A 25,128-nucleotide genomic window follows, 5' to 3' on the forward strand; every position below is an offset into this window, starting at 1 on the left:
CTCCATTTCTATTTTTTAACTTTTTGTATCTTTATATTTCCAGCTGAACCCGATGAACCAGTTCCACCAGCTCCGTAATTAAGAGCATTGGGCGAACTTCCACCAATTCCACCAGCCACAGAAATTTTACCATTGTTTGTAAAATTACCAGCATGAAAAATTCCTACAATGCCACCACCAGCACCGCCACCACCGCCACCGGAACCAGCATGAGTATTCATGCTACCACCACTATAAGTGGTATATTCACATCTTCCACCAGCTCCACCAGCTCCACCATTTGCAACAATAGAACCAGTTGAATTTATTAAAATATTTCCTTTTGCTATAATTATTATTAATCCACCTGGATATGAACCCATTTTGCCGGATTCACCTGTCTTTTCGTTATAAGATGGATAATCACAACCGGAACCACCACCACCGCCAGGAGCGGAACCTCCAGCATAACCTCTTGCGGTTCTTTCATTTGCCTTTCCACCACCACCGCCACCGGAGCCACCATTTAACCCAGTATCCCCAACGGCATAAACACCACCTCTTGCACCAGCGGGATAATAATTTATAGGACTTATGTACGAACCCCCTTTACCGCCGGCTTTTCCTTCATAAGAAGAACTATAACCACCGCCGCCACCGCCGCCACCAGCTCCGCCAGTACCAGCACAATAACATTCAATATCTCTAACAAAACCTCCCGCACCACCATAGCTTTTATATTTTGAATTTGTTCCACTAGAGCCACCGGACCCGCCAGCTCCACCAAATCCACCAGTAGGAAGTAACCCAATAGTATCTAATGAATTAAATTTTTGATTAGACATAAAAAATTTAATAATTTGTTTAGTTGATGGGTATGTGTCTTTAGTTATTACATAAGGTCTGTATGTTGTTGGGTTGGTATTACCCTTTTGAGACATTGAAATTGTACCATCAATTACTACATCTCCATCACAAAATAATATTAATCCTTGACATTGACTTGAAACTGTTAAAGTGTGTCCACGATTTATTTTTATACTTTTGTAAAACCTAGAAATAACAGTATCTTTAGAACTAGGTAATGTTACATTACCAGTAGTATTAAGAATACCATCTGAGCCATCACCAAAATAAGGATATTTATTAGATGATGAATCTCCTATGATTCTATGTAGTTGTAAATCATTATTCACTTAATATCACCTCCGAAATTAAAACATTGTCATTATCATAATTAAGTTTATAGTTTATTGATTTTATTAAATTATTATCTTCATAATATTCAACAGTTCTATTTGAATAGGTTGGAGAAACACCACCGGATAATGTAGATTTTTTAACTAATTGTTTGTTTAAATTTTTCCATTGAATAACTTTGAAAATGCCTTCTGAATCTTTGTTAAGACATTCAACACTTAAATTTTTCATGCTATTTATTTTATCTATTTTGGACATCATTTCTTCTAAAGATGTTTCAATATTTTTTGAAATACTTTTTATGTTATTTTTATTTGCTTCTATTTGATTTGCTAAGTTACCAGCTACATCTTCGCTTAATTGATATTTTATTGTTTCAAACCATTGATTAAAATCCTCTTGAAATTCAAGTTCTTTTTCTTCTAATTTTGCTGAATACTGATTAAATAATGTTGTAACATCTATTTGTTCAACTGTGCCATGAACAATTCCGCAAAAATTATTATTTTGCCTTAAATCAGTTATATCTGATTGTTTAATTAATATACTACCTTTCTTTATTAATATTTCAGCTAAAGCTAATTCATAAGCGTCTGCGTCCCTTTGCAAAGTTGGTGCAATTGCTGAACTTGAAAATGTACCTTTTTTTATGTATGAGTATATTTTTCTTTCTGAATTATCAAATCTTAAAATAACTCTATCAATTCTATCTAAAACACCATCTGCAACATCAATTGAATGTATATATTCATTTGTATTAATATAAATTGCTCCATTAATCCAGCCCTTACCTTGCTTAATTGTTACGGTCATATTATCATTTGATATTACTTGTAAGTTATTGCTAGGGTTGGGGAATACGCCATTACCGATAAAGCTTGCAAAGTATTCTCTAAAATCCTCAGCTTTATATTTTCTATCTCCATTAATGGAGTTAAACACAAAACTTTTTTCCATTTATCTCACCTTCCTTTTAATATTCTCTATCAATGTTGGAATGCTTTTACCAAAAGTAGCTTTTATTTTCACACCGCTTTGATTATAAAATTCCTCTATTTCTACTATCCTAGGGTGTAAAGTCACATTTATTTTTTTATCTTGTATAGTAACTATGTCACCCAAATCATAATCTTTTTCATAAAAAAAAGTCTTGAAAGGGTCTATTTCCAATTCAAAACTTTTTAATTCCTCTAAATCTTTTAAATATATATTACCTTGTTTGGTTAATTCATTTGGATCGTTGCTATTATAACTTATAAAAGTTTCATTCCTTTCAAACCCAGCTATAGCTCCAACACTTAAAACTAACTTTTGATTATCTTCTTTTGTTCCAACATATCCAACATTTTTATTATTTATTATGCTTTCCGTGTAATGTCTGCTTTTTATATTATTAAAATCAGACCTAAATATAACTGGTGGATTAATCTTTTGATTAACTGATAAATTTCTGCCCGCTATAACGTCAAATATATACTGTTTATTTTTATGGTCTAAAGATATATTCCAGCCTAATTCAGAGAACTCAGCTATCTCTTTTATTTTTTCAGCAAGGTTATCGTAACTACTCCGCCATCTATCTTCACTCCCTCGCTTTTGGTCTGTTGCAATTATAAGATTTTCAATTTTTCTTAAATTATTTGATACATTAATACAGTTAGTATCAACGAAATATTTAATTATAGTTTCTTGATTCCCATTACATAAACTATATGATTCATTTACCTTTGGCACTATTAATCTTCTTGTTAATATTCCTTGAAGTGTGAAGCCTTTTATCGTTAATGTATCTGTTTTTTCTCCAGCTTCTGTATAAATAAATTCTCTATGCAAAATTACACAAGCCTTATTATAGTTTTTTTCTAATAAAATTATATTATTTTTTATTAACTTATCTGTATGTATTTTATTAGCATTAATTTTTAATTCAAATTCCCCATAAGTGAAAAAACGCCTTCTTAATTGAAAGCTTTCATAATTATCTATTTCAGCTAGTAAATTAAATTGTTTATCTAAAATTCTTATTGAGTTCATACTACACCCCCAAATATAATGGTGAATAATATATAGCAACTTCTAAGTTATCTATGCCATTTTCTGCGTCATATCTGAAAAGATTATCCCCCACATTTAATTGTAAAAATGTACTATCTAAATCTAACCAATTAAAAACATTTTCTTTATCTCCATTATTTTTTAAAATTTCTATTCTTTTATTAGCAAAATTAGTTGTAACTTCTAGTACATCTCCAGCTTTTAATGTCTGATTAACCTTTATAAATTCCCTTGTATTAATATTTAATATACTTGGATTCACTACCGTAGCAAGTGCTTTAAATTGAATTTTCATGCCACACTCTAATGCTCCATAATTATTTATATTAACTATAAGGTTGCTGACTCTATGACCCATTTCTATTCCTTCATCTGCTGGAATTTCTAAAGTAAATTCAAAATCACCAACCCATTGAGCTACTTCTTCCTTTTGTTCAAATATTTCAGTCCAAAATGGTAATGGACATAAAAATTGAATTAAAAATTTTTGTATTAGCCCAACATTTTTTTGAAATGATATATCTTGTATAGTACATTCAATTTTTCTAGTTATTGAATTGTTTGTATATATTAATTCACCCTTTAATTTTGGATTGAAAATTGAAAGTATATAGTTTCTTTTTTCTTCTAAATTCAAAATGTTTTCCGCAACAATTGCACAAGTAGCTGGAATTAACTTTTCTTTTAAAGTTATATTGTCAATTGTAACTCCTTCTTGACCAGCTGAATTAGTAGTATTAATGGTTGCCGTAGAATTAGATATATTATCTAAGCTTTCTAAAATAAAGGGTCGAGAATTGCTTAAAACAATTTCTCGACCTAATTCATTTCTATATATTATCTTTTGCATTATTCCCCCCGTATTTTATATTGTAAATGCTAAGCTCCGTATAGTACTTTCAATATCTCTACTAGCTGAATTGCTACCGGACACATTTATATTATAATTACTCGTTCTACTATTTTTAGTTATATTTGTTGGTGCAACACTTCTGCTACTTTTACCCTTTGAATTATTTGATAAGCTCATTACTTCTTTTTTAGCGGCATTAATTTCAGCGGTTATACTATCAATCAATTTTTTTATTTCATCTATTGCTGGTTTAAATCCTTCCACAAGTTTATCACCTAAAGCTTGACCAGCTTTTTTATATTCAGCACTATAACTATGTAATAATTCAATAATTTCTTTTTGGTTTTTATCCATAATTAATTTTTCGGCTTCAGCTTGAAGTGCCGCTTCCTTTGTCTTTTCATCATAGAATTTTTTCAATTCTTCTTGTCGTTGGGTATATACTTCTTTTTCACTTTGATAAATAGAATTTATTCTTTCTAATTCATCTTTCTTTTGCAACTCTAAAAATTCTTTTTTCTTAGTTGCGTCTTCTTTTATTATTATCATTTGTTGTTTTAAATTCTCTTTTTTATCATCTAAAGCTTGTTTATCAAGTCTTTTTTTTCTCTCAACAATAGCTTTATCTAACTCTTTTTGAAGCTGAGCTTTATTATAATCATCATGTTCATATTCAATTGATGATTTGATTTTATTTATATTATTTAATTCTTCTTTGTCTTTTTCTTCTCTATCTTGAATTTTTTCTTTTTCTTCAAGTGCGGCAAGTTCTTTTTCAATTGCATTAATTTGAGCATTAGCCGCTTCCTCAATTTTTTTTATTTTAGTATCATAAAAGGTATTTGTTTTAGATATACTTTCATTTTTCCATTTTTCAAGTAAATCCAAATCTTTTTTTATTGCTTCTTCTTGTAATTGTTGTTGCTCTTTATACCTTTCTTTTAATGCATTCATTATTTCATTCTGAAATTTATTTATTTCATTTGCTATTTTTTTTGATGCATCTTTAACGGTATCCGCCATTTTTTCAAGTTCTATTCTAGCTTTTTCAAACTCTTCACGAGCCTTTATTGTTTCACTTGCCGTTGTCCCAAATGAATAAGCTAGCTCTTCATATCTTTTACGTAAATCTTCTACTTTTTTAGATTGAATAACAACAATTGCTTCTTGATTTTCTAAATCTTTTATGCAATCACCAGTACTTATACTAAGTTGTTTAATTGCAGTATCATAGGTTGTCATAAGGTCTTTAAAAACATTCTCTTGTGTTTTTAAAGATTTCTTTATATTCTTTTCTCTTGTATCTAATAATTTAGCACCAACTTTATAATATTCATCTAAAGCTCTTTTTGATTTTTCTAGACTTTCTATTTTTGCTTTTTGTTGCTCCTTAGTTGTATCTAAAAATTCTTTTTTATATTTTCTTAATTCAATAAGTTCATTAGAATATTTCTTTTTATCTTCTTTACTTTTCGTATTCCTAGATAATTTTTCTAAATATGAAATTTGAGAATCTACTTTATTTTTTTCTTCTTTTAATTCTATAGAATTTTCATTTTTAAGTATTCTAATTCTTTCTTCTAAAGAGCTTTTTCTATTTTCATAGTCCTCCTTTAAACATTCCTTTGTGTTCTCTACTTCTTCTTTATTTAATTTATTTACAAAGTCTATATATGCTGAGTACTCATTTTTATTATTAGTTCCCCAGTTAAGTTGTTTACTTGTTCTATCTTTTATTTCTAAAGCATTTGTATTTGTTTTTACTTTTATATCTGATAAAGCTCCTTCTGTAATACTTTTAATTGTTTCAGCGGCTAATCTTGAAGCCTTTTCAACTTTATCCATATCTTCTAAAATACCTAATGCCAAACCTTGTGAAGCATATTTACCTAATGCTTTAGTTTCTCGTGAAGGTGAATGAATATCCAAAGCGGTCTTTATTTTACTTGTTACACTATGCCCTAATTCTGTAGCGGCTTCCCATACATCACCAGCAAAATTACGTATTCCATTTGCTAAACCATTTACAATATTTTTCCCAATCTCGCCCATTTTACTTGGTATTTCTTGAAGCCTTTCAACTATTCCATTACCTATATTTTGAGCTGATTGTTTGATTTCTGCCGTCTTTTCGTCAATTCCTTGTTTCATGTTTTCAAACATATCATGTGCTTTTTGTTTTAATCTTGTTGGTAATGTATCAAACCAATTTATAGTATCGTTCCATTTATTCACAATACCTTTTTTAGTTTCTTCAACTTGTTTATCTATTTTTTCACCTTGCTCTTGAAAAGACTTAACGACATTATCTCTTATTTCCCGTGCTTTTGATGAAACTGTTTCTTTCATTACTTGCCATTTAGATTTTACCTCTCCAGTTTCCCAATCAACCTCTTTTGCATGGTCTTTTGCTTGTTTCATTGCTTCATTTACTACTAAATGGTGTGTGTTTTTTGCTTCTAAAATTATATCTTCTTTTTGCTTTTGTGCGGCAGAAATTAATTTTTGAGCTTGTTCGTCTGATATAGTACCCATTTCGTCACGTTGTTTTATTATATTTTGTACTGTACCGTCATATTGTTTTTCAGCTTCATCAATTACTTTTTCTCTTTGAATTATGCTTTCTTTAACAACTTGCGTTGATTGTTCTACTGTAGTCGCTATAGTATTATTTTTTTGTCTTTCTAACAAGCTCTTTTGTTCTAGTTCTGATTGGGACATTACTTCAATTGCCTTAGTTGACATTTCTGCTCTTATTTGGTCTATTTGTTCGTATTGCTCCGCGGTAATTTGCTTACCTTGTTCTAATGAAGTTTGAATAATAGAGTTTATCTGTTCTTTGCCTTTTTGAACTTCCGTAACTTCTTTATTATGGTGTTCTTGCATGCTTTTTAGAATATCCGCATTTTCTGCGTCAGTTAATGCTTTTGACTGTACCATAAAATTATTCATGGTGTCATATTGTTCTTTAAACTTATCATTCATTTTTTGTGTTACTTGACTAGACATTTCAGAAAAATTATTTACTATAGTGTCTGCGGCTTCTTTTGATACAACTTGATTTTTAAGCTTTAAATTTGTTAGTGATTGACCGACATTATTGTCTAATTCCTCATATGCTCCGATTGCTTCTTGTGTTCCCTTTGATACTTCTTTTCCAAAGCCTTGAACCTCTAAACTAGCCTTTGAAAAATGATTTTCTACCAATTTACCGATAGCAACAACTCCACCAATTAATGCAATTGCTATTCCTACTGGTCCGGTTAATGCAGTAAATACTGTAGCAAGTCCACCCACGGCGGTTGTTGAAGCTACCGCACCAGTTGTTGCTACGGCTATAGCTTCGCTTACCATGCCAAAAGCTCCCGCTACTGTTCCAACTAATTTTATTAATTTAGATATTCCTAATAAAACCGGACCAATTACGGCTGCTAATCCAGCAATCTTTACACAAGTTTCAATTACTTTTGGATTTACATTATTAAGATTATTGGTTATTTCTTTTAATTTATCTATTAATTTAGCAATTGAAGGGCTTAAAATATCACCAATTTTTAGTGCTAATTCCTGAACCGCTGACATTAATTCTTTTAACGACCCTTTGTTATTGGCTTGCTGAGTTTTTGCCATCTCCATCAATGCACCGTTTGCACCATCAATTTGACCTTTTAAAGTCCCATATTCTTCACCTAATCCACTTAATAACGCATTTACTGTTTTTATATTTTCTTTTCCAGCAATCATTGCTATATAATGGTTTTGTTGTTCTTCTGTCATTCCGGATAATTTAGATTTAAGCTCCATGAATGTATTGGTTAATCCTTTAAATGTTCCATTTCCATCAAATGCCGTTAGTCCTAATTCTTCAAGGGCTGTTTGTGCTTGTCCTACTCCTGCCGTCATGTTTGATAATGTTGACGATAAAGCTTGACCAGCTTCTGACCCTTTTAAACCTCTGTTTGCTAACATACCTAAGAATGTTGCACTTTCTTCGATTGGTACATTTAAATTGCTTAAAGTTCCCCCAACTTTTAAAAAGCCTTCCATCATTGCGTCAATATCTGTGTTACTTCTTCTTGATGATTGTGATAAAACATCTAAATATCTTGGTAAGTCTTGGACTTTTAAATTTAATGCACTTAATGAATCGGTTACTAAATCAGAAGCCCTTGCAAGGTCTAAATTTCCAGCTTCACTTAATCGTAGAACTGGCTCAATTGATGACATTATCTTTTGATTATCATATCCCGCAAGTGCCATATATCCCATTGCGTCAGCCGCTTCTTTAGCACTTTTAGAAGTTCCCGCCCCCATTTCCCTTGCTTTAACTTCTAACTCTTTTAAATCATTTCCAGTTGCTCCGGTTAATGCACTTATCTTTGATATACTTTCTTTAAAATCCATATGCAATTTTGAAATTGCAAGACCAGCACCACCAACAATTGTAGTTACCTTAGTAGTTAATTCTTTACCTACCGAACCTACTTTATCAGAAACGCTATTTAATGCTTTTTGTACATTGGCTAATTCTTTAGACAACTTATTCCAGTTACTACTTTGCTTTGAAATTTCACTACTGGTATTTAATAACTCGCTTTTCATTTCTGCAAGCTTAGATTTTGCATTATTAGCTTTTACATTATAATTATCAATTGCCCTTACATTATTTCTTATTTTTTCTTCATTAGTTGCATATTCTTTTGATAATTTTTCATACTCAGCCTTTAGCTCTTTAGTCTTTTCACTATTCTCACCTAGACTTTTTTTATTTTCTTCATATGCTCTTTTTGTGGCTTCTACTTTTTCTTTTAATATTATTTGCGCTTCTGTAGTTTTATTTAATGCTTCTTTACTTTCTTTTAATTTATTGTCAAACTGTTTTACAATATTGCTTTGGATATTAATAGACTTAGAAAGCATTTCATTTTTAGACTTTAAAAACTCTAAACTATTAGTATGATTTTTAATTCCAGCGGTAGCATTTTTAAACTCACTTTGAGTAACTTGTAATTGCTGGTTTAAATCAGTCATACCATTATTGAAGCCGAAATTTTTCATTTCATTGTTTGTATTAACTAATTCACTTTTCATTTCTGAAAGCTTAGACTTTGCATTATTAGTTTTTATATTGTAATTATCAATCGCTCTTACATTATTTCTTATTTTTTCTTCATTAATTGCGTATTCTTTTGATAATTTTTCATATTCCACCTTTAGCTCTTTAGCCTTTTCACTATTCCCACCTAAACTCTTTTTGCTCTCTTCATATGCTTTCTTTGAAGCGTCTACCTTATCTTTTAATGTTATTTGTGCTTCTGTAGTTTTATTTAATGCTTCTTTACTTTCTTTTAATTTATTGTCAAACTGTTTTACAATATTGCTTTGAATATTAATAGACTTAGAAAGCATTTCGCTTTTAGATTTTAGAAAATCCAAACTGTTAGAATGCTCTTTAGTTCCGGCAGTAGCATTTTCAAACTCACTTTGATTAACTTTTAATTGTCTATTTAAATCATTCATACCTTGTTTAAAGCTAGTATCTTCCATTGCTACTCGGACAACTAAATCTCCTATATCTTCCGCCATTTACCCTCCTTTCTAGGTATAAAAATAAGACTAAGAAAAAATCTTAGTCTTATAACCAGCCTAATTCATCTATAAATAAATCTTTTTCACTCGATCCAGTTTTATCTTTACTATGTAATTTATATCCCAGCACCTTAAAATAATAAAATATATCCATATTATCAATTTCTGTCATAGTCCAGCTTTGGTCTAATAAACTACTGTATAAATCTAAAATAAATTCCTCCGGAGTTAAAAGAGTACTTTCGCCCCCTTCTTCTCCGTTAGTTAGTTTCCCAAGCTTAAATTAAAATCTCCTACTATGCTTTGTAAATCTTCTATTGCTTTCTTAAAGAATTCATTCGCTGGATAACCGTCTAATAATTCATCTATTGTGAATTGATGGTTATAAAGTTCTAGCATAAACTCCGCCAGTATATTAAAAGCTACATCTGCATTTTGAGTTATTTTATCTATATCCTTAGTTAATTCTAAAGCTTTTTTAAGCTTTCTAGTGGATACAAACCCACTAGAAAATATTTTCTCTTTATCATCTATTTTTAATGTAATATTCATTTTTTAATCCTCCTACGCTTTCGCCTTTTCTTTTGATTCTACTGTTGTTTTTTTCTTAGTTTTTAAAAATTCTATTGTGAAAAATTCTGCCTTTGTTGGTGCTGACGTTTCGTCTGTGTCTGCGGTTATTTTATAGGTACCGTCATTTATTCTAGGCATAAATTTTAATTTAACTTTTTGAGTTTGAAAGTCTAATTTATCCTCTTTTGTTTTTCCTTCTTCCTCTAATGGCTCTGCTTTACCTTTTGCCAGCCATACTAACCTAAATGCTTCATTTTCTGTTTTACTATTTGATTTTGGAGCTTCAAACCCAAACGCAATATAAGGTGGGTTAAAATCTTTGTTTTCATCTAAAACACCATTTTCATATTTATATCCTAATAACTCTGCTCTTTCTTGAAGTGTTAGGTCTGCAACATCTATTTCTACCTCAATTGCTCCTAATGTTGAAGCGGTCTCCAAAAGCTGGTCATCTCCATAAAGGTCTTGTGTATCGACTTTAGGTGCTATTTTTATGCTTTTTGCCCCAACAAGATTTTTAATTTCAGCCTTATATGTTAATTCTCCGTTTGTATCTTCTTCTAAAACTACATATCTAAAATTTCTTAGTCCTTTAATTGCCATAATATTTTTACCTTGCCTTTCTAATTTTTTGTATAAAAAAAGAACCTAAACACTTTATGATAAAACTTAGTGTCCGGCTCATATAAACCATCATTTATACTTTTTTTAATGAATCCATTTTCTTTTAATAATTTTATTATTTCTATTTGCAATTTTTCTAAATTGCTTTTACCGAATAAATCCAGTTGTATATAATATCCGGTTACTTCTTCTTCATCATCTGCATAGCTCTCCGCTTGATTTAAATAAGTAAAGAATGTTATATATGGCTCACTTTTACCGCCATATGTTTGAAACTCAACCGGAATATTTAAAGGCTTTAATGTTTCTTTTACAATTTTGTTTAAACTCACAAATTTAACACCCTTTCTATTAAGAAAAATATTTTTAATTCATTTTCTAACTATCAAATACTAATTTGAATTAAAACTTTTTTCATTTATTTTAATTGTAAAGCACTTTTTAATTCTTCTTTTATAATTTCTATTGCTTCCCTTTTACGGCTTTCATATGCCGGAGCCATGAAGGGCATTGCTGGATTTTTGCTAGTTCCAAACTCTAAAAATTTGCCATAAAAAATATTACTATTATCACTTTTCTGTATTCCGACTAATACATACTTTCGACCCTCTTTATTTCTTACACCACTAACTTTTAAACCTTTTTTTAGTCTTTCAGTTCTGACATTTACATTGTTTTTAGCTTGTTCTAATATTACCTCACCAGCTTTTTTTAATGCTTTATTCTCTACTCTTTGACCGGCTTTACCCATTTCATTTATTTTCTCTAAAATCTTTTCTATGCCGTCCAATTCCATACTAGACATTATCCACCGCTGATATATAAATTTCATACTCTATATGTTTTTCATTTATATCGTTAATGTATTTAATATCATAGATTTTATTATTATATTTAACTTTCATCTCTTCATTCAAACCTTTAAAATATCTACATTTCACAATTTTATTTTTCTCTGCTTGGACTTGTGCGGCTTCATACAAGCTTTTACCTCGTAACCCTTTAATATTAGCCCAACATTTACGAATTACCTTTTCAACGTCTGCTGAATAACCTTCTTCATCTGTACCACTATCAATTATGATAAATTCAATTCTTTTGTTAAGCTCTGAAAATTTCACTAATTATCACTCCTTAATTGAAGTTGAAAAATCATAGATTGAACTGTAAATCTAACTTTTTCTGATACTCCCATGTTTTTTCCTAAACTCATATTAAGACTTCTATTTTCGTAAAAATCGGAAATTAAAACCAAAGCTATTAATTTAGCTTTGGCTTTTGATTTTTCCCCCATTTCTTCAATTGGCTTTATTGCGTCCTCAATGTAAATTTCTGCATTTTGGATAAATAAATTTATTAAATTGTCTTCTTCGTCATAATCATCTAGTTTCAAATATTCTTTTGCTTCTTGTAAACTTACTAACATAATTTACCCCTAAGCTGTTGCTAAATTTATATCTATTTTTACACCAAACTTTTTAACTCTTTCGTCTGTCTTTTCTATAGCTCCTTTAGTATCAAATCTTTCTATAATTCTTACTATAGTTTGATTTTTAGTGTAGCCAGCTTCTTTAGATTGGTCTATTAAATATTGCTTTCTATCAAAGAATTTAATTAATGTTTTAAGGTCTGCTAAAATAAATTCTGCTTTATCTGCCGTTACTGGCATTACTTCACTATCAACTTCAATTACTGGTCTACCCTTAAAAATTAATTCTCCACCGTCTGATAGTTCTTTTAAAAGTGGTCTACCTTGCTTATCCATTAATCCATCAAGGTATGCTCTACCCTCACTATTAGTAATTATTATTGCTCTATTTCTTGCATTTGGAGCTAAATTATTTATAGCTTTAACTAATGCATTGTAATCTTTTCCCGCTTCTACTTTTAATAATTCTAAAGCTCTATCTATAATTTCTGCATTTTCGGTATTAACCGCACATTCTGCAAATTCCTCATTTACATATTCTAAAAAGTTTATGCCGCCATCTTCTAAAAGTGAATTATCAATTGGTGCTAATAGTCCATAATCATCAATATCATATGATAATGGCTGAGTTTCTATCATTGCATTTACTAACTCTTTATCTTTAACTAAATTGGCTAATTTACTCGGTGTTGTACCCTTTCTTACTGGCATTTTACCGCTTAAAGAATTAACTGGTATGACATGACAATATTGCTTTAAGCTTGAATATCCTTCTTTTAATTTTTCAAACTCTGTTATAAATTCTTGGGGAATTATAGCCCCGTTGTTATCACTTGAAATAACTGACCTTTCTTCCTCTGTTAATTGATTTTTTAGGATTGTATTAGCCATTGCTCTTAACTGTAAACTTCTAGTTTCTTCTTTGCTTCTTTCCTCTGTTTTATTTATTTGTTTACCTTTTGTGCCTTGGCTTCTTTCTTCTTCGATTAAATCAAGCACGTTTTGGATTTCTTCTTCTAAAATCTCGCTTCTTGCTTCAACTCTTTCTTTTTCTATAGCTTTTTTTCTTGCTTCATCTTCTTTATTATCTGCCGCAGCCGTTCTTATTTCACTTACTAATGTGCTTCTTTTTTCTTCTAGCTCCTTTTTCTTTGCTCTTAATTCTTTTAATTTTGCAAATAAATTCATGTTTTTTACCTTACCTTTCTAATTTTAAATATAAAAAAAAGAGTTAAATATATTTCAACTCAATTAATAAACTTCTATTTTCTTTTTTTTCACGCGATCCAGTTTTAAATTTTTCTAAACTTCTACAATCCACCTCAGTATCTTCATAAGCTGGGAACGGTGTAGGCGATATTTCAAATAGTTCCACCTCTAATAAAGTCCTTTTCATTATCTTCTTGCCATCTAACTCAACCTCTGACCACTTATCATTTAATACTTTAAAGCCAAAGCTATTACCGTCAATATCTCCACGTTTTACACTTTCGTATAAATCATTTCCGACTTGTGTATTTGGTAAATCTATTTCAAATCTTAGCCCGATATTATCACTTTCAAGCCTTAGTGTTTGGCTCTTTGTAGAACCTAAAACATAATCTGTATTATGATTATACAAGGCTTTAATAGTGTTATTTCTTATAGTATTATCAAAAGCACCCTCGGCAATTACTTCAATAAATTCATCACCCCACCAATCACGTAAAACTTGTGATTCTGAATTATATTTGGCGGCATATCCTTCTATTGTCTTTTGCTCTGAGTTTTCTTCATTGCTTCTTACTTCTAAGTGACAATGATTATTCCTCACTTCCCGTTTTACTTCCTTTTCCATTATCCTCACCCCCTTTCACATATTGTTTTCCAGCCATTTCAACCGGCATTATATTATCCATTAGTCAATAACTTATCACCACCAGCCAACGGCTCTAACCCTTCTTTTATTCTTACTTCATTTGGTGTTAATACCCTTCTTTGAATTCCAACCCTATAAGCTTCAAATCTACTTTTTTCTTCCTTATCCATTATTTTCACCCCCTTTCACATATTGTTTTCCAGCCATTTCAACCGGCATTATATTTCCATTAGCCAATAATTTATCACCACCAGCCAACGGCTCTAAATCTTCTTTCCCTCTTGCTTCATTGGGCGTTAGTACGCTTCCTTGAATTCCTACTCTATAAGCTTCAAATCTATCTTTTAAACTTGTTCTAAGTATTGCGTCAACGTTGAATTTAAAATAATATCCCTTTTCAAATTCTGACCTTGATAAAAGCTTATAATTAAGCTCTTGTTCATATCCGGTTAACATAGGTTGTAATGTATCTATATAAAACTCATTTTGTTGCTCGGCTATATTTGTGTGTGTTGCTCTTTCTAAATCATTTAAATGGTGTGATTTAATCCCAAATACCGCGGCTATCTGCCTATAATTTAACTTTGCATTTTCTAAAAATTGTGCGTCTGCCATACTTAAAGAAATAGGCTGAAATTGATAACCTATAGGAAGCATAGAAACTGAATGAGCATTAGCAAGACCATTACTCATATTTTCAAATTCTTTTATAAATACCTTTTTAGCTTCCGGGTTTAAATCTCCAACATATTGAATTATTCCCTTAACACTCAAACCATTTCTAAAAAATTTATTGACAAATTCTTGTGTACACTTGCCATTTTCAACTAAACATCTTAGATACTCCAGCGGTGGTATACCAACTAATCCATCAATAGTTATATCACCTAGAAAATGAAGCATTTCATCAGAAAATAATTTATATTGCTTTCCTTTATCACTTACTATGTACCAAACTTTATTTGTACTTAATAAGCTTTCATCATCTACTATTATTTTTACTTTATCCGCTTCAATTGGTATTAAGGAATCTATTTCACCTTTTTTATTTCTTATTATTGCCGCAAAGGCATTACCTTTCAAAGCTCTTTGTGTTTCTATAGCCTTCCAAAAATTTATAGCTGACATAAATTTATTGGGTCTTAATTTTAATAAATATGATAATTCATCACTTTTACATTCAACTTTATTTTTATAAAGCTTTAAAGGTAGCTTTCCAATGCTCTCTGAACGTATTTTTGTACAAATATATACTGTAGCTTCCTTTAATGAATTAAATCCATTTACGGCTAAATTAGACCCATTTAAACCAAATAAGTCTGCAAGCTTTTCATTATCTAATGAAAAATCATTTTTTTCATTGGTCCTACGTTCAAATAATTTCCCTAGCATTATTTATCCCTCAGTATTTTATCTAACGCAAACCCCAGCCAAATACAAACTATAGCGAAAAGATAATTTGCTATTATCGGGCTGATTTTATATGTAGTTTTTACAATTAAAAAAAGACCTATTATAAACAATATGTCTCCAATGCTTTTACTTATAAAATTTTTAATTTTATTCATGTTATTTTTTCCTCCATAATTTTTTTAAGAACTCTTCTTCAGCAAATTCACTTACATTCATTTTTGAATCGCTCCAATGTTGCATTGATAACTGGTGCGAAAATATTGAACAAGCAATCGGGTCTATTCTTTTAAATTTGCTTACTTTAGAAATTTTAATTTCTCCAAAACTGTTTTTATCTGTTTCTGAATTGTTTAAGCTCCATGTCATTAGTTTATTTCCATCATGTTGTATTTGCTTAACCTTAACTAAATCTCTAAAGTTTACAGTAGCTTCATTTAATCCCCTTGCACTTTGTTTAATTTCAATACAAGTATAACCACGACTTTCAAGCTCTCCAACTAGCATTGTAGCTCCGTTAGGGTCGTAACCTATTTGCTTAATATCTAAATCATACTTTTCTTTTATTTCTTCTATATAATTTAGTACCGCCCAATAGTCAACCGTTAGCCCCTCGTTTGCTTCTGTAGAAGTTAACCAACCATTTCTTCGCCATATTGAATATGGTACATTGTCTGTTTTACTTTTTTCTTCCTCAACGGCTGCGGGAATAAATGAGTGACCAAATAAAGCATATTTTCGTGTATTGTCTTCTAAATCTATAAAAGGAAATTCAAAACTAATTGATGTTAAATCTCCGGTTTTTGATAAGTCCATACCAACATAACAAGTACACCCGCGAAAATCTTCTAAAGTTATTTCACTTTTGCACTTCTTCCATAGCTCTACGTCCATGTATTTTTTTTCACCAGCGGCAACATATATGTTACAATTCTTTGTTAGAAATTCCGGAAGTTTCTTTTCATCACTTGAATTTTTAGCAAGCTTTGCATTTTCTCGCATACTTTCCAAACCAGCTTCATATGTGCATAATACTGGGTTTGCTTTTATCCAGTTTTCTTCTTTAAATGGGTCGTCACCTTTATCTAGTTCACAAATCATTACAAAATATCTATCATTATCTATTGTTCCATCTAAGATATTACAACAATCTAAGTATTCACAATAACAAGCCGTACCCTCATAATTTTCACCGGCGGTTGTAATTATAACTAATAATGGCTCTGTACGTGACATCATACCCGATTTCATAACGTCATACATTCTACTATCTTTATGTGCATGATACTCGTCTATAACTGCCATTTGTGGATTTTTACCATCTCCAGTTTTACCAGCTTTTTGAGATAAATGCCTTATAAAGCTAGAACTTTTTAAATGTCTTATTTCTTTTTGTACTATCTTAAATTTCTTCTTTAGTGGCTTAGTAAGCATTAAGCCAACTTCATCAAATACAATTTTTGCTTGTTCTCTTTCAACTCCTAATGTGTAAATTTCTGCGGCATTATACCCCTTTGCTCCACACTCATATGAAGCCATACCGCCCTCCATTTGTGATTTTGCGTTTTTTCTAGCAACTTGAATAAATACAAATCTAAATCTACGGTAATTAGTTTCTTTGTGCTTCCATGCTTCTATATTGCATACAACGAATTTTTGCCATGAATTTAAAATTATTGGTTCTCCTTCTAATGCTCCCTTACTATGTTTACAATAGGAATACCAGTTAATAATTTTTTGTGCTTCTTCTTCGTCCCAGTACCAATCCCATGTATCAAGTTCCATTTTTTTTAAATCATTTAAGAACCTTTGACAAGCTTGTTTGTGTCTTTTACAAGCGGTTATCTTTCCGTCAACTATTTCATTGCTATAATTTATTAATTCTTCTAAAACTGTATTATACATAACCAAACTTTCTATTAAACTCTTTTTCGTCCTCGTCAAGCTCTTTGGAATTATCTTGTATAATTTTTAATCTTGCGGCTGGTGTTAATCCAAACTCACCCGATACTTTTCTAACAAGTTCCGCATATTCCATTTGAACTGTTATAAGTGGATTTTTTTGAGTTGTTGAAAATCCTTTTTTATTTACGTGTTCTATTGTCAATTCATCTGAGTTTAATTTTAAAGTTGCTTCTATATACTTATCAAAGGCATTTGCAAGGATAGAAAGATTATAAGTATCTATGTTCGCCAATATTTCTAATGCTTCAAGCTCTTTGACTATATCCTTAAATATTTTCTTAGCTCCTTTATTTAGCCATGTTGGCGGTCGTATTTTATCACTACTTAATTTTTTTAATTCTTCTTCTTGTTCTTGTCTTTTTTCTATTTCTTCCTTGGTTAAATGGGCTTTGTTGCCATTTGCAAGAATTTGCGAAACTGAAATCACCTTCCTAGCCAAAAGTACCTTGACCCCCTTTCCTTTTAAAAAACGAGAAAAATTTATAAGACTGAGACCCTGCGGTCTTTGGGAATTGGTTAAAAAATTTTTAGACCACCCCTCCCCCTTATGGCTCTAGTGTCTTAACAATACTTTTTATTATTTCTTTTTTTATGCTTTCTATTGTTGGTTCTGTATCAACTGGTATTTTAAGCTGACAATTTTCAATTACTCCGAAATCAAAATTAACTTTTATTTCAACTAGCTTTTTGAATTTATATCCATTGCCACTAATTGAAAATGAATACCCATATATTAATTCATTAATCTTTATATTATCGTTATCTATCTTTAATCAACTCCTTTAACTTCTGTTGCATAGCTTCCTTGTGTCTTTCACTTCTCTTATACTCTGCGTGTACTACATTGTGACAACTGTTACATAAGCTTAAAAGGTTACTATGTTCACATCTTAATGACCAATCTTCTTTTAGTTCTGTTATGTGATGTACAAGCTCCATGAATGTTATATCTTTATTACTTAAACATAATAGACATAAACCTTTATCTTTTGCTTTTATATCTGTCCTAGTTAGTAGCCATTCATCACTATGGTAAAAGTCTGTGCTGACCTTATCTCTTATCCTTAAATCATATATGTGGTTACTTACTTTCTTTTCTTCATCATGCTTCTTCTTATGCTTCTCACAATAAGTTTCTTTCATTGGTATTAACTCATTACAACCTCTAGCGTAACAAATCTTTTTAGGCATAATATTACTTTCTAATCTCCTAAAATATTTTTACTAAAATACTGTGGACTATAAAACATTAATTCCTCTTTCCCTACTGCAATCATAAAATTAAACCCGCATGACATTTTGTCCCAACTTCTTTTTAAATTATTTACTGTATTTTTTGTTATTTGTACCGCCGATAGCTTAGAAAGTTTATACCCTATAAAATCACTTTCAGTTACTATCTTGTATTGCTCTTTACTTGTGTCTGTATTTATTAATGTATCTATTATTGTTTCCTCTTGATCGTGCTTCTGTTCTGCTACCGTATCGCGTGCTAACTGTGCTACCCTTTCCAGCCCCTCATTAAATTCACCTATCGAAATTATTAAATCAATAAATGATATTTTATCTTCTAAATCTTTTTTAAGCTCTCTAGCTTTTTCAAGTTCTTCTCTTAATTCTTTTCTTGCGTTCTTTTCTCTTAACTCTTGTAATCTATCTTGCATTTCTAAAACCCCTCTTTCTTTATTTCTTCTTTTAACTCAAACATTCTTTTTGACATATCTTGTTTAAGCTTTATTACTTGCTTATTTAAGTTTCTAATTCTCTCTTGTTGCTTTCTAGTCAGCACATCTGTTACTACCGCAACATTTCTTTCTTTACAATGTGGACAATCAAAATATAAAACCTCTATTCCTCTAGCTGGGAATGTCTTTGTTTTCATGTCTAAAATAAAATCTTTATTGCATTTATCACACGTTAAAACATTCATAAAAAACCCTCCTAAAACATAAAAAATCTCACATAATTTATATTGTCTAAATTATGCAAGATTTGTATTTTAAACTTGTATGGAATTACCTTCAATACGTATTGTGTCCAATTAGCCATTACCCTCAAACTATATTAATTTCAATTCTTTACATCATTTATTGATTTTGAATTACTCCTAACCTCAATATGTCCAATTCATTAAAAAAATAATGTGCAAACATTTATTAATATATCTTAAAATTCTTCATCATTTTATTAATTTTACTTTGCTTTATTCCAATGTATCTGAGTGTAATTTCCGGCTCTGTATGATTAAAAATTTCTTGTAATGCTACAACATCTTTATACTGTATATAAAAATGATAACCAAAAGTTTTACGCAATGTGTGTGTACCTAAATTATATAGTCCAACAGCTCTACCCGCTTCACTCAAAATATTATAAGCTTGTTTTCTTCCTAGTGCTTTATTATATCCCTTTCTACTTTTAATTAAGTATTCATTAAGCTCTTTTTTCTCTATATAATTTTTAATTTCTTTTTTAAGGTGCGGAGCTATTGGGAATATTTTTTGTTTACCTGTTTTTTGTTCTCTTATGCAAATCGTATCCTTATTCTTTACGTCCCTTACTCTTAACCTTAAAATATCTGAAATTCTTAAACCACTATAAATACCTATTTGGAACATGATATAATTTCTTTCACTATATTTTCTTAAATAATTGCTTATATCTTCTACTTTTTCCGGTTCTCTTATTGGCTCTACATAATTCATAGCACCACCTCACAAATTTATTTATAATAAAAAAACACCCTTACGAGTGTTTAAACATTATCTCAGCCATTCTTTTAATGCCTTTGTCTTTTAGTCCTCTTGCCCATGCTTCCGAAACGTCCATTTTCCTTGAAATGCGTCCCCATGAATAACCAACTAAATCAATATATCTTAATCTAATTGCTTGTTGCTCTTTAGGTTTTAATGCATTAATTGTATTATCTATTTTTCTATTAATTAAATTTAATTCATTTTTTCTATTTTTAAGCTTTTCGCTTTGTTCTTCTATTCTTATAAACTGGTCTTCTGTTGTATATTGTATTTTATTTGTCTTGGAAGTTCTTTCGGCTTCCGAGTTTATTGAGCTTACTGTTATGTTATTTAATTCTTCAAGCTCTAATTCAATATTTCTTATTTCAGTTTGATTTTCATTATATTGTTTTAACATATTTTCTACTTTTTTTATATTATGCTTCAAGCTCTCACCTCCGCTTTTCTTGCGTCTTTCTTACGTTTTTCTATATTAATATATTAACCCTTAAATCTGCTACTTTTCTATATATAAAACCGCTTTTTTTCTGCTACTTTTCCGCCACTTTTCTGCTATTTTTTTCTTGTTAACCATTGTATCTACTACTTTTAAAGCATATTTTTTTATTTTTTTCATTATTCCTTTTTTTCTTAGCTTACAAACTTTAATTGCTATGGTTTGTTGTGTTCTTTCTAGTACAAAGGACATTTCTTCTTCTCCAGCAACATCATACCAATATATTAAATACTTTAAATCTTCATATACTATTTAAAATACTTCATAAAAAATACCGCATATTCTATTTCAAATAATACGGTATCTCAATAAACTTTTTATATTCATTATTTTTTCAAATCTCTTTTTACTGGTATCTCTATTACTTTATTAGATAAACCATTATGTTTAGAAGCAAGAATACCCTCTTCTAACCCTAATAACTTCTCTACTTCCTCTCTTGGTAAGCTTAAATCCTTATTCTCTAATTCTCTCATTATTTCATCTTCATCTAATATATCATTATCTATCAAAACACTGATAGCTCTTTTAAGTACTGTTGGATTATTCATTATCAACGTATCATCTAATGGTTCTTCTTTTCTCCAACCTAACCTACTCATTTTTTTCATCATATTTTGATAGGAATTATAATTTAGAACTCCTAAATGGTTCGCTCTTACTAACATAGCTGAAATTGAAGTTCTCCACTTCTTTTTAAGTTGTTTATAATATTCTAAATTAGTTGGATATGCACCTATGTCTTTTAAAAATGAACTTTGTGGTAATAAAAATGCTGCAGCAAATTCATGTGCTTCATTTTCCATATTTTTAACTTCATCATTAGTAAGTTCATCTAAATTCATAAAGCCATCATGCATTATTATATGTGCTAATTCATGAGCTGCACTAAATTGTCTTCTTGTAGCTGAGCCTTTATCATTACCAAGTACTATTATAAAATACTGATTTCCTTCTATGATTTGTTGCTGCGTAAATGCATCAACCTCATTGCTATCAGTTTTCATAGCTGTAACCACTATTCCATTTTTTTCCAAAACATATATTATATCTTTTATTGGCTCATCTCCAAGTTTCCAATACTCTCTCAATTTTATAGCCTTTTCCTCTATAGATAAATCTTCTTCAAATTCAGGAATATTTAACTTTGGAAATTCAATATATTCATTTAAAAAACTATATAATTTCCCAACCAATTTCACTTTTTCTTTTTGCCTATTTTCATCCTTTTTTGTCATTTTGCTTTGAGCTCTAAAGTAAGTATTACCTAAACTTACATCTATATTATCTTCTTGAAAAAAATATTCTCTTGGAAAATTTAAATTGTCAATAATATTTATTAGAGTATTAAACTGAGGTGATGTTAAACCATTTTCAAATTGTGAAATTGCTTGCTTTGATACACCTACATCTTTTGATAATTCTACTATAGTTTTTCCTCTGTATATTCTAGCTGCCTGTAATCTTTTACCATTAAACTTTTGATTTTTTATTATTTCAATTCCTAAATCTTTTACTGCATTTTTATTCTCATTTAACATTTTTCATGCTAACCTCCTAAATGCAAGCTTATTCTTATTCTTTTCCTATTTTTTCTTTTTGCTTCTCTTTGCTTGCAACTATACCTTTTGTTTTTTCATTATCTTGCTCTTTAATTTGTGCAATTCGTGGTGTATTTTTAATTTTTAATTCAATCGGAGGATTTTCAACAATATCATGTTCATATTTTGTATCAATAATTTCATCAATATCTGCCTTAATATAATTATCCCAGCAATATGATTTAATTATATTCAAACTATAATCAAATATATTTCCTGATATACTAACTACTTTACTTTGTTTTGTTGAAAATAATATATCTACACAAACTTTTACCTTTCCCTTTATGTCCCCAATCATTCTTTCTAAATCATTTTTTATATATTCTTTTTTATTTTCATCTTGTTTAAAAAGAGACAGTTGTTCAACTTTTTCTTTTGAAAAATTATTATTCATAGAATTTAGTACCTTTATATAATGATAATCTTTATTTCTTGCATTTTTTATTTCATTAAATCGTTCTTCTTTCATTACAATATATAATATACTGCTTTCTTCATTATATACAGCAATAAATTGCCACAAATTCCCACGTGATATCTTATAACATTTATAAGGATAATTATTGAATGAATTATCTATATTTTTAAAAATATAATTCCATATCTGATGATATTTACCATTTTCTGTTGTTAAGCCTTCTTTACTTACATAACTTACATATTGTGGCATAGAATCATTAATAGCTTTTATCATTAATTTTATATTTTCACCTGAAAGTAATTCAGTTGGTAATTTACACTTATTCATTCTCTCACTCCTAAACCCATTTTATATTAGTATAATATCCTTTTTTTGAATATTAGTCAAGTAGATTTGTTTTTTAATTGATAATTTTCTATTAAAATTCCATATTAATTATATTTTTCTAACCTTATACCACTATATTAAATTTTCAAAGAACATATTTTAATTTTTATTCATACCACAATCAAATGTTGAAACATTTAATAATTTATTTTTAATAATTTAGCTACTCTTTTATCTACTGCCTTCCATTCCTTGTATACTTTTTTTCTATCTGTAAGCATTTTGATTTGATTTTCATATGTTCCTTCTATGTTTTTCACTTCTAATTCTTGTAATCTATTAATTATCTTTTCCCTTTTATCAAAGCATATTTCAATTTCTTCGTTTATTACATCTTCCGGTATTGTTTGTTTTCTATTAAATGCAAATTTAGTTATAGCTTTGATTATTGCTTCTTTAGAATACTTATTTAATTCTTTTTCTAAGTTCATTATTTTATATTCCCCCTATTTTCTAAACTAAATATATTAAATAAGCTTAATTGCTCCAGCTTTTCTTCTAGTTCTATTCTTAACTCTATAAACTCCCAGCCTTTTGATTCTTTTAACTCACTTTCTTTTATTTTCATATCCCTTTAACCTTCCCTCAGCTTCAAAAATTGCTATATTTAAGCTTGTCCCCCTAAAATACTCTTTAATTATTTCATCTATTAATTTATTAATTGTTTCCTTTTCCAGTTCTCCCATTTCTCTCTCTGCTCCTTAACAATCTCTTCATCTAGCCTTTGGCTGAACTTTATTGTTCTTATATCATTCAATCCATATTTATTTATTAATTTATACATTTCATTTCTCATATATTTTTAACGCTCCTATTTGCTTTTTAAAGCCTTTAAAACTCTAATTGCTACAATCAGTATTCCTAATATTATTATGTGTACTAAAAACGCCATCTAATGCCCTCCTATGGTTGTCCCAATCTTTTCTTATGTGATACTCTTCTATTATTCATTTTTCTTTTATATCTATCTGCCATAAATTCATTTAATTCAATTTCTTTTTTTCTTTTCCTAAGTTCTTTTACTCTATAAGTCCATTCTGCAAGCTCCTTATTGCTCATTCATTCCACCCTAATAAATCCTTTTCTAGCTCACTATAGTTGTATTTTCTATGTTCAAAGTTATTAAAACTATCTACTTTTTTTTCATTATTATTGATTTGTTTTACTTGTGTTATATCTTTCGTTTTACCATCATCATTCCAATTTCTAAGAATCCCATATACGTAAGCTAAATTGAAATTTGAATTAAATACTGCAATTCTTAATGCATCTTTAATCCACCATGAAGGAAATTGTTCTAAAATGCCTTTTATATTCTGCTTATTGGCTCTTTCAAACTGATATTGCTTACAAAAGTTATTCAAGTCATCATAATTAATTTCACTACTACTACTAAAATTACTATCTATAGTTGTAGTCTCTAACTCTTTATCTCTAGCTCTAGCTCTAAACTCTGTCTCTATCTCTATCTCTGTGTAACAATTTTCATCATTAGAGTAACCACTAGGTAACAATTTAGTAACATTGTTACCTTTCCCTTTTTCTAGTTTTTCTTTTGCCCTTTTAGCTCTCATCAATGATGCTTTTGTCGTTTCGCTTCCTACCATATTTTCTAGTTGAGCCATATAAATTTCTCCATTTTCTAAAATTTGAATTAATCCAATTTCTTCAAATACTTTCATAGCAACACGTACTGTATCTTGACTAGTATTAGTCATTGCTGCTAATTTTTTAACATCATACGGTACTAGCATTTGCCCTACATTTCTTATAAGTATTCCATTTGTTTTCAATGATTTTAGGCATAATTTTAAATAAAAAAGACAGTATTCTTTACCATTTTCCTGTTCCTCTAACCACTGAATAGTGTCTTCTTCAAAAAAATCTTCCTTCATTTTTAGCCAATAATATTTCTTATCTTTAGCCATT

At 29.7% G+C, this 25,128-nt stretch carries 33 protein-coding genes; all 33 read right to left on the minus strand.

What is annotated here, in order from left to right:
- Nucleotides 1-8: 8 nt before the first annotated feature.
- Complete coding sequence (locus AC07E4_RS18295) at nt 9-1,175, minus strand: hypothetical protein (protein WP_478217118.1); 1,167 nt, start codon at nt 1,173-1,175, stop codon at nt 9-11.
- Nucleotides 1,168-2,136 (minus strand): hypothetical protein, encoded by a 969-nt coding sequence (locus AC07E4_RS18300; RefSeq protein ID WP_478217119.1) that lies wholly within the window; start codon nt 2,134-2,136, stop codon nt 1,168-1,170. Before AC07E4_RS18300 ends, AC07E4_RS18295 begins: the two co-directional genes overlap by 8 nt.
- Nucleotides 2,137-3,213 carry a siphovirus ReqiPepy6 Gp37-like family protein gene (locus AC07E4_RS18305; RefSeq protein ID WP_478217120.1) on the minus strand — a complete coding sequence of 359 codons (1,077 nt, stop codon included), beginning with the start codon at nt 3,211-3,213 and terminating at the stop codon, nt 2,137-2,139.
- Between the two features lies 1 nt (nt 3,214).
- Nucleotides 3,215-4,084, minus strand: coding sequence for a phage tail family protein (locus AC07E4_RS18310; RefSeq protein ID WP_478217121.1), 870 nt, complete (start codon nt 4,082-4,084; stop codon nt 3,215-3,217).
- A 15-nt stretch (nt 4,085-4,099) separates the two neighbouring features.
- A complete protein-coding gene (locus AC07E4_RS18315; RefSeq protein ID WP_478217122.1) occupies nt 4,100-9,673 on the minus strand; it encodes a phage tail tape measure protein in 5,574 nt (1,857 codons plus the stop codon).
- Between the two features lie 49 nt (nt 9,674-9,722).
- Nucleotides 9,723-9,848: a hypothetical protein gene (locus AC07E4_RS18320; RefSeq protein WP_478217123.1), complete on the minus strand. Its 126-nt coding sequence runs from the start codon at nt 9,846-9,848 to the stop codon at nt 9,723-9,725.
- Nucleotides 9,849-9,940: 92 nt separating this feature from the next.
- The gene (gene gpG / locus AC07E4_RS18325; RefSeq protein ID WP_478217124.1) at nt 9,941-10,228 is read right to left on the minus strand and encodes a phage tail assembly chaperone G; all 288 of its coding nucleotides are present in this window, start codon (nt 10,226-10,228) and stop codon (nt 9,941-9,943) included.
- A 12-nt stretch (nt 10,229-10,240) separates the two neighbouring features.
- Nucleotides 10,241-10,852, minus strand: a complete 612-nt coding sequence (locus AC07E4_RS18330) for a major tail protein (protein WP_478217125.1) — start codon at nt 10,850-10,852, stop codon at nt 10,241-10,243.
- Nucleotides 10,853-10,872: 20 nt separating this feature from the next.
- Nucleotides 10,873-11,205: a hypothetical protein gene (locus AC07E4_RS18335; protein ID WP_478217126.1), complete on the minus strand. Its 333-nt coding sequence runs from the start codon at nt 11,203-11,205 to the stop codon at nt 10,873-10,875.
- Nucleotides 11,206-11,291: 86 nt separating this feature from the next.
- Nucleotides 11,292-11,678 carry an HK97-gp10 family putative phage morphogenesis protein gene (locus AC07E4_RS18340; protein WP_478217127.1) on the minus strand — a complete coding sequence of 129 codons (387 nt, stop codon included), beginning with the start codon at nt 11,676-11,678 and terminating at the stop codon, nt 11,292-11,294.
- Nucleotides 11,671-11,994 carry a phage head closure protein gene (locus tag AC07E4_RS18345; RefSeq protein ID WP_478217128.1) on the minus strand — a complete coding sequence of 108 codons (324 nt, stop codon included), beginning with the start codon at nt 11,992-11,994 and terminating at the stop codon, nt 11,671-11,673. The genes AC07E4_RS18340 and AC07E4_RS18345 overlap by 8 nt, the downstream gene beginning before the upstream one ends.
- Nucleotides 11,994-12,299, minus strand: a complete 306-nt coding sequence (locus AC07E4_RS18350; protein ID WP_478217129.1) for a head-tail connector protein — start codon at nt 12,297-12,299, stop codon at nt 11,994-11,996. Before AC07E4_RS18350 ends, AC07E4_RS18345 begins: the two co-directional genes overlap by 1 nt.
- 9 nt (nt 12,300-12,308) lie before the next feature.
- The gene (locus AC07E4_RS18355) at nt 12,309-13,490 is read right to left on the minus strand and encodes a phage major capsid protein (RefSeq protein ID WP_478217130.1); all 1,182 of its coding nucleotides are present in this window, start codon (nt 13,488-13,490) and stop codon (nt 12,309-12,311) included.
- Nucleotides 13,491-13,533: 43 nt separating this feature from the next.
- On the minus strand, nt 13,534-14,139 hold the full coding sequence (locus AC07E4_RS18360; protein ID WP_478217278.1) for an HK97 family phage prohead protease: 606 nt from the start codon (nt 14,137-14,139) through the stop codon (nt 13,534-13,536).
- 53 nt (nt 14,140-14,192) lie between these two features.
- Nucleotides 14,193-14,330, minus strand: coding sequence for a hypothetical protein (locus AC07E4_RS18365; protein WP_478217131.1), 138 nt, complete (start codon nt 14,328-14,330; stop codon nt 14,193-14,195).
- Nucleotides 14,323-15,552, minus strand: coding sequence for a phage portal protein (locus AC07E4_RS18370; RefSeq protein WP_478217132.1), 1,230 nt, complete (start codon nt 15,550-15,552; stop codon nt 14,323-14,325). Before AC07E4_RS18370 ends, AC07E4_RS18365 begins: the two co-directional genes overlap by 8 nt.
- On the minus strand, nt 15,552-15,728 hold the full coding sequence (locus tag AC07E4_RS18375) for a hypothetical protein (RefSeq protein ID WP_478217133.1): 177 nt from the start codon (nt 15,726-15,728) through the stop codon (nt 15,552-15,554). The genes AC07E4_RS18370 and AC07E4_RS18375 overlap by 1 nt, the downstream gene beginning before the upstream one ends.
- Before the next feature lies 1 nt (nt 15,729).
- Nucleotides 15,730-17,475, minus strand: a complete 1,746-nt coding sequence (locus AC07E4_RS18380; protein ID WP_478217134.1) for a terminase large subunit — start codon at nt 17,473-17,475, stop codon at nt 15,730-15,732.
- Nucleotides 17,468-17,974, minus strand: coding sequence for a phage terminase small subunit P27 family (locus AC07E4_RS18385; protein ID WP_478217135.1), 507 nt, complete (start codon nt 17,972-17,974; stop codon nt 17,468-17,470). Before AC07E4_RS18385 ends, AC07E4_RS18380 begins: the two co-directional genes overlap by 8 nt.
- A 320-nt stretch (nt 17,975-18,294) precedes the next feature.
- A complete protein-coding gene (locus AC07E4_RS18390) occupies nt 18,295-18,726 on the minus strand; it encodes an HNH endonuclease (RefSeq protein WP_478217136.1) in 432 nt (143 codons plus the stop codon).
- Between the two features lie 11 nt (nt 18,727-18,737).
- Entirely contained in the window at nt 18,738-19,199 is a 462-nt protein-coding gene (locus AC07E4_RS18395; protein WP_478217137.1) for a hypothetical protein, read from the minus strand.
- 2 nt (nt 19,200-19,201) lie between these two features.
- Entirely contained in the window at nt 19,202-19,465 is a 264-nt protein-coding gene (locus AC07E4_RS18400; RefSeq protein WP_478217138.1) for a transglycosylase, read from the minus strand.
- Between the two features lie 226 nt (nt 19,466-19,691).
- Nucleotides 19,692-20,240 (minus strand): site-specific integrase, encoded by a 549-nt coding sequence (locus tag AC07E4_RS18405; protein WP_478217139.1) that lies wholly within the window; start codon nt 20,238-20,240, stop codon nt 19,692-19,694.
- 40 nt (nt 20,241-20,280) lie between these two features.
- Nucleotides 20,281-20,718, minus strand: coding sequence for a sigma-70 RNA polymerase sigma factor region 4 domain-containing protein (locus tag AC07E4_RS18410; protein ID WP_478217140.1), 438 nt, complete (start codon nt 20,716-20,718; stop codon nt 20,281-20,283).
- A 69-nt stretch (nt 20,719-20,787) separates the two neighbouring features.
- Nucleotides 20,788-20,979, minus strand: coding sequence for a hypothetical protein (locus AC07E4_RS18415; protein WP_478217141.1), 192 nt, complete (start codon nt 20,977-20,979; stop codon nt 20,788-20,790).
- Between the two features lie 134 nt (nt 20,980-21,113).
- Nucleotides 21,114-22,328, minus strand: coding sequence for a helix-turn-helix domain-containing protein (locus tag AC07E4_RS18420; RefSeq protein ID WP_478217142.1), 1,215 nt, complete (start codon nt 22,326-22,328; stop codon nt 21,114-21,116).
- A 34-nt stretch (nt 22,329-22,362) separates the two neighbouring features.
- Nucleotides 22,363-23,139 (minus strand): DUF5986 family protein, encoded by a 777-nt coding sequence (locus AC07E4_RS18425; protein WP_478217143.1) that lies wholly within the window; start codon nt 23,137-23,139, stop codon nt 22,363-22,365.
- A 197-nt stretch (nt 23,140-23,336) separates the two neighbouring features.
- Nucleotides 23,337-23,630 carry a hypothetical protein gene (locus AC07E4_RS18430; protein ID WP_478217144.1) on the minus strand — a complete coding sequence of 98 codons (294 nt, stop codon included), beginning with the start codon at nt 23,628-23,630 and terminating at the stop codon, nt 23,337-23,339.
- Nucleotides 23,630-23,767, minus strand: a complete 138-nt coding sequence (locus tag AC07E4_RS18435; protein ID WP_478217145.1) for a hypothetical protein — start codon at nt 23,765-23,767, stop codon at nt 23,630-23,632. Before AC07E4_RS18435 ends, AC07E4_RS18430 begins: the two co-directional genes overlap by 1 nt.
- Entirely contained in the window at nt 23,748-23,885 is a 138-nt protein-coding gene (locus AC07E4_RS18440) for a hypothetical protein (RefSeq protein WP_478217283.1), read from the minus strand. The genes AC07E4_RS18435 and AC07E4_RS18440 overlap by 20 nt, the downstream gene beginning before the upstream one ends.
- The gene (locus AC07E4_RS18445) at nt 23,849-23,995 is read right to left on the minus strand and encodes a Spo0E family sporulation regulatory protein-aspartic acid phosphatase (protein WP_478217146.1); all 147 of its coding nucleotides are present in this window, start codon (nt 23,993-23,995) and stop codon (nt 23,849-23,851) included. The genes AC07E4_RS18440 and AC07E4_RS18445 overlap by 37 nt, the downstream gene beginning before the upstream one ends.
- Nucleotides 23,996-24,102: 107 nt before the next feature.
- Nucleotides 24,103-24,258 carry a hypothetical protein gene (locus AC07E4_RS18450; protein ID WP_478217147.1) on the minus strand — a complete coding sequence of 52 codons (156 nt, stop codon included), beginning with the start codon at nt 24,256-24,258 and terminating at the stop codon, nt 24,103-24,105.
- On the minus strand, nt 24,255-25,127 hold the full coding sequence (locus tag AC07E4_RS18455; RefSeq protein ID WP_478217148.1) for a phage replisome organizer N-terminal domain-containing protein: 873 nt from the start codon (nt 25,125-25,127) through the stop codon (nt 24,255-24,257). The genes AC07E4_RS18450 and AC07E4_RS18455 overlap by 4 nt, the downstream gene beginning before the upstream one ends.
- Between the last annotated feature and the right edge of the window lies 1 nt (nt 25,128).

It is taken from the genome of Clostridium amazonense, from assembly GCF_056431285.1.

Coding starts and splice junctions, on each gene's coding strand:
- AC07E4_RS18435 (WP_478217145.1), bottom strand. CDS start 23,767: ATGAAAATAAAAGAAAGTGAGTTAAAAGAATCAAAAGGCTGGGAGTTT.
- AC07E4_RS18340 (WP_478217127.1), bottom strand. CDS start 11,678: ATGTCTAGTATGGAATTGGACGGCATAGAAAAGATTTTAGAGAAAATA.
- AC07E4_RS18415 (WP_478217141.1), bottom strand. CDS start 20,979: ATGTCCTTTGTACTAGAAAGAACACAACAAACCATAGCAATTAAAGTT.
- AC07E4_RS18405 (WP_478217139.1), bottom strand. CDS start 20,240: ATGAATTATGTAGAGCCAATAAGAGAACCGGAAAAAGTAGAAGATATA.
- AC07E4_RS18455 (WP_478217148.1), bottom strand. CDS start 25,127: ATGGCTAAAGATAAGAAATATTATTGGCTAAAAATGAAGGAAGATTTT.
- AC07E4_RS18315 (WP_478217122.1), bottom strand. CDS start 9,673: ATGGCGGAAGATATAGGAGATTTAGTTGTCCGAGTAGCAATGGAAGAT.
- AC07E4_RS18310 (WP_478217121.1), bottom strand. CDS start 4,084: ATGCAAAAGATAATATATAGAAATGAATTAGGTCGAGAAATTGTTTTA.
- AC07E4_RS18300 (WP_478217119.1), bottom strand. CDS start 2,136: ATGGAAAAAAGTTTTGTGTTTAACTCCATTAATGGAGATAGAAAATAT.
- AC07E4_RS18330 (WP_478217125.1), bottom strand. CDS start 10,852: ATGGCAATTAAAGGACTAAGAAATTTTAGATATGTAGTTTTAGAAGAA.
- AC07E4_RS18305 (WP_478217120.1), bottom strand. CDS start 3,213: ATGAACTCAATAAGAATTTTAGATAAACAATTTAATTTACTAGCTGAA.
- AC07E4_RS18450 (WP_478217147.1), bottom strand. CDS start 24,258: ATGAGCAATAAGGAGCTTGCAGAATGGACTTATAGAGTAAAAGAACTT.
- AC07E4_RS18390 (WP_478217136.1), bottom strand. CDS start 18,726: ATGCCTAAAAAGATTTGTTACGCTAGAGGTTGTAATGAGTTAATACCA.
- AC07E4_RS18440 (WP_478217283.1), bottom strand. CDS start 23,885: ATGGGAGAACTGGAAAAGGAAACAATTAATAAATTAATAGATGAAATA.
- AC07E4_RS18320 (WP_478217123.1), bottom strand. CDS start 9,848: ATGACAGAAATTGATAATATGGATATATTTTATTATTTTAAGGTGCTG.
- gpG (WP_478217124.1), bottom strand. CDS start 10,228: ATGAATATTACATTAAAAATAGATGATAAAGAGAAAATATTTTCTAGT.
- AC07E4_RS18445 (WP_478217146.1), bottom strand. CDS start 23,995: ATGAGAAATGAAATGTATAAATTAATAAATAAATATGGATTGAATGAT.
- AC07E4_RS18365 (WP_478217131.1), bottom strand. CDS start 14,330: ATGGATAAGGAAGAAAAAAGTAGATTTGAAGCTTATAGGGTTGGAATT.
- AC07E4_RS18355 (WP_478217130.1), bottom strand. CDS start 13,490: ATGAATTTATTTGCAAAATTAAAAGAATTAAGAGCAAAGAAAAAGGAG.
- AC07E4_RS18375 (WP_478217133.1), bottom strand. CDS start 15,728: ATGAATAAAATTAAAAATTTTATAAGTAAAAGCATTGGAGACATATTG.
- AC07E4_RS18360 (WP_478217278.1), bottom strand. CDS start 14,139: ATGGAAAAGGAAGTAAAACGGGAAGTGAGGAATAATCATTGTCACTTA.
- AC07E4_RS18420 (WP_478217142.1), bottom strand. CDS start 22,328: ATGTTAAATGAGAATAAAAATGCAGTAAAAGATTTAGGAATTGAAATA.
- AC07E4_RS18395 (WP_478217137.1), bottom strand. CDS start 19,199: ATGCAAGATAGATTACAAGAGTTAAGAGAAAAGAACGCAAGAAAAGAA.
- AC07E4_RS18350 (WP_478217129.1), bottom strand. CDS start 12,299: ATGTTAGTAAGTTTACAAGAAGCAAAAGAATATTTGAAACTAGATGAT.
- AC07E4_RS18370 (WP_478217132.1), bottom strand. CDS start 15,552: ATGCTAGGGAAATTATTTGAACGTAGGACCAATGAAAAAAATGATTTT.
- AC07E4_RS18400 (WP_478217138.1), bottom strand. CDS start 19,465: ATGAATGTTTTAACGTGTGATAAATGCAATAAAGATTTTATTTTAGAC.
- AC07E4_RS18380 (WP_478217134.1), bottom strand. CDS start 17,475: ATGTATAATACAGTTTTAGAAGAATTAATAAATTATAGCAATGAAATA.
- AC07E4_RS18425 (WP_478217143.1), bottom strand. CDS start 23,139: ATGAATAAGTGTAAATTACCAACTGAATTACTTTCAGGTGAAAATATA.
- AC07E4_RS18430 (WP_478217144.1), bottom strand. CDS start 23,630: ATGAACTTAGAAAAAGAATTAAATAAGTATTCTAAAGAAGCAATAATC.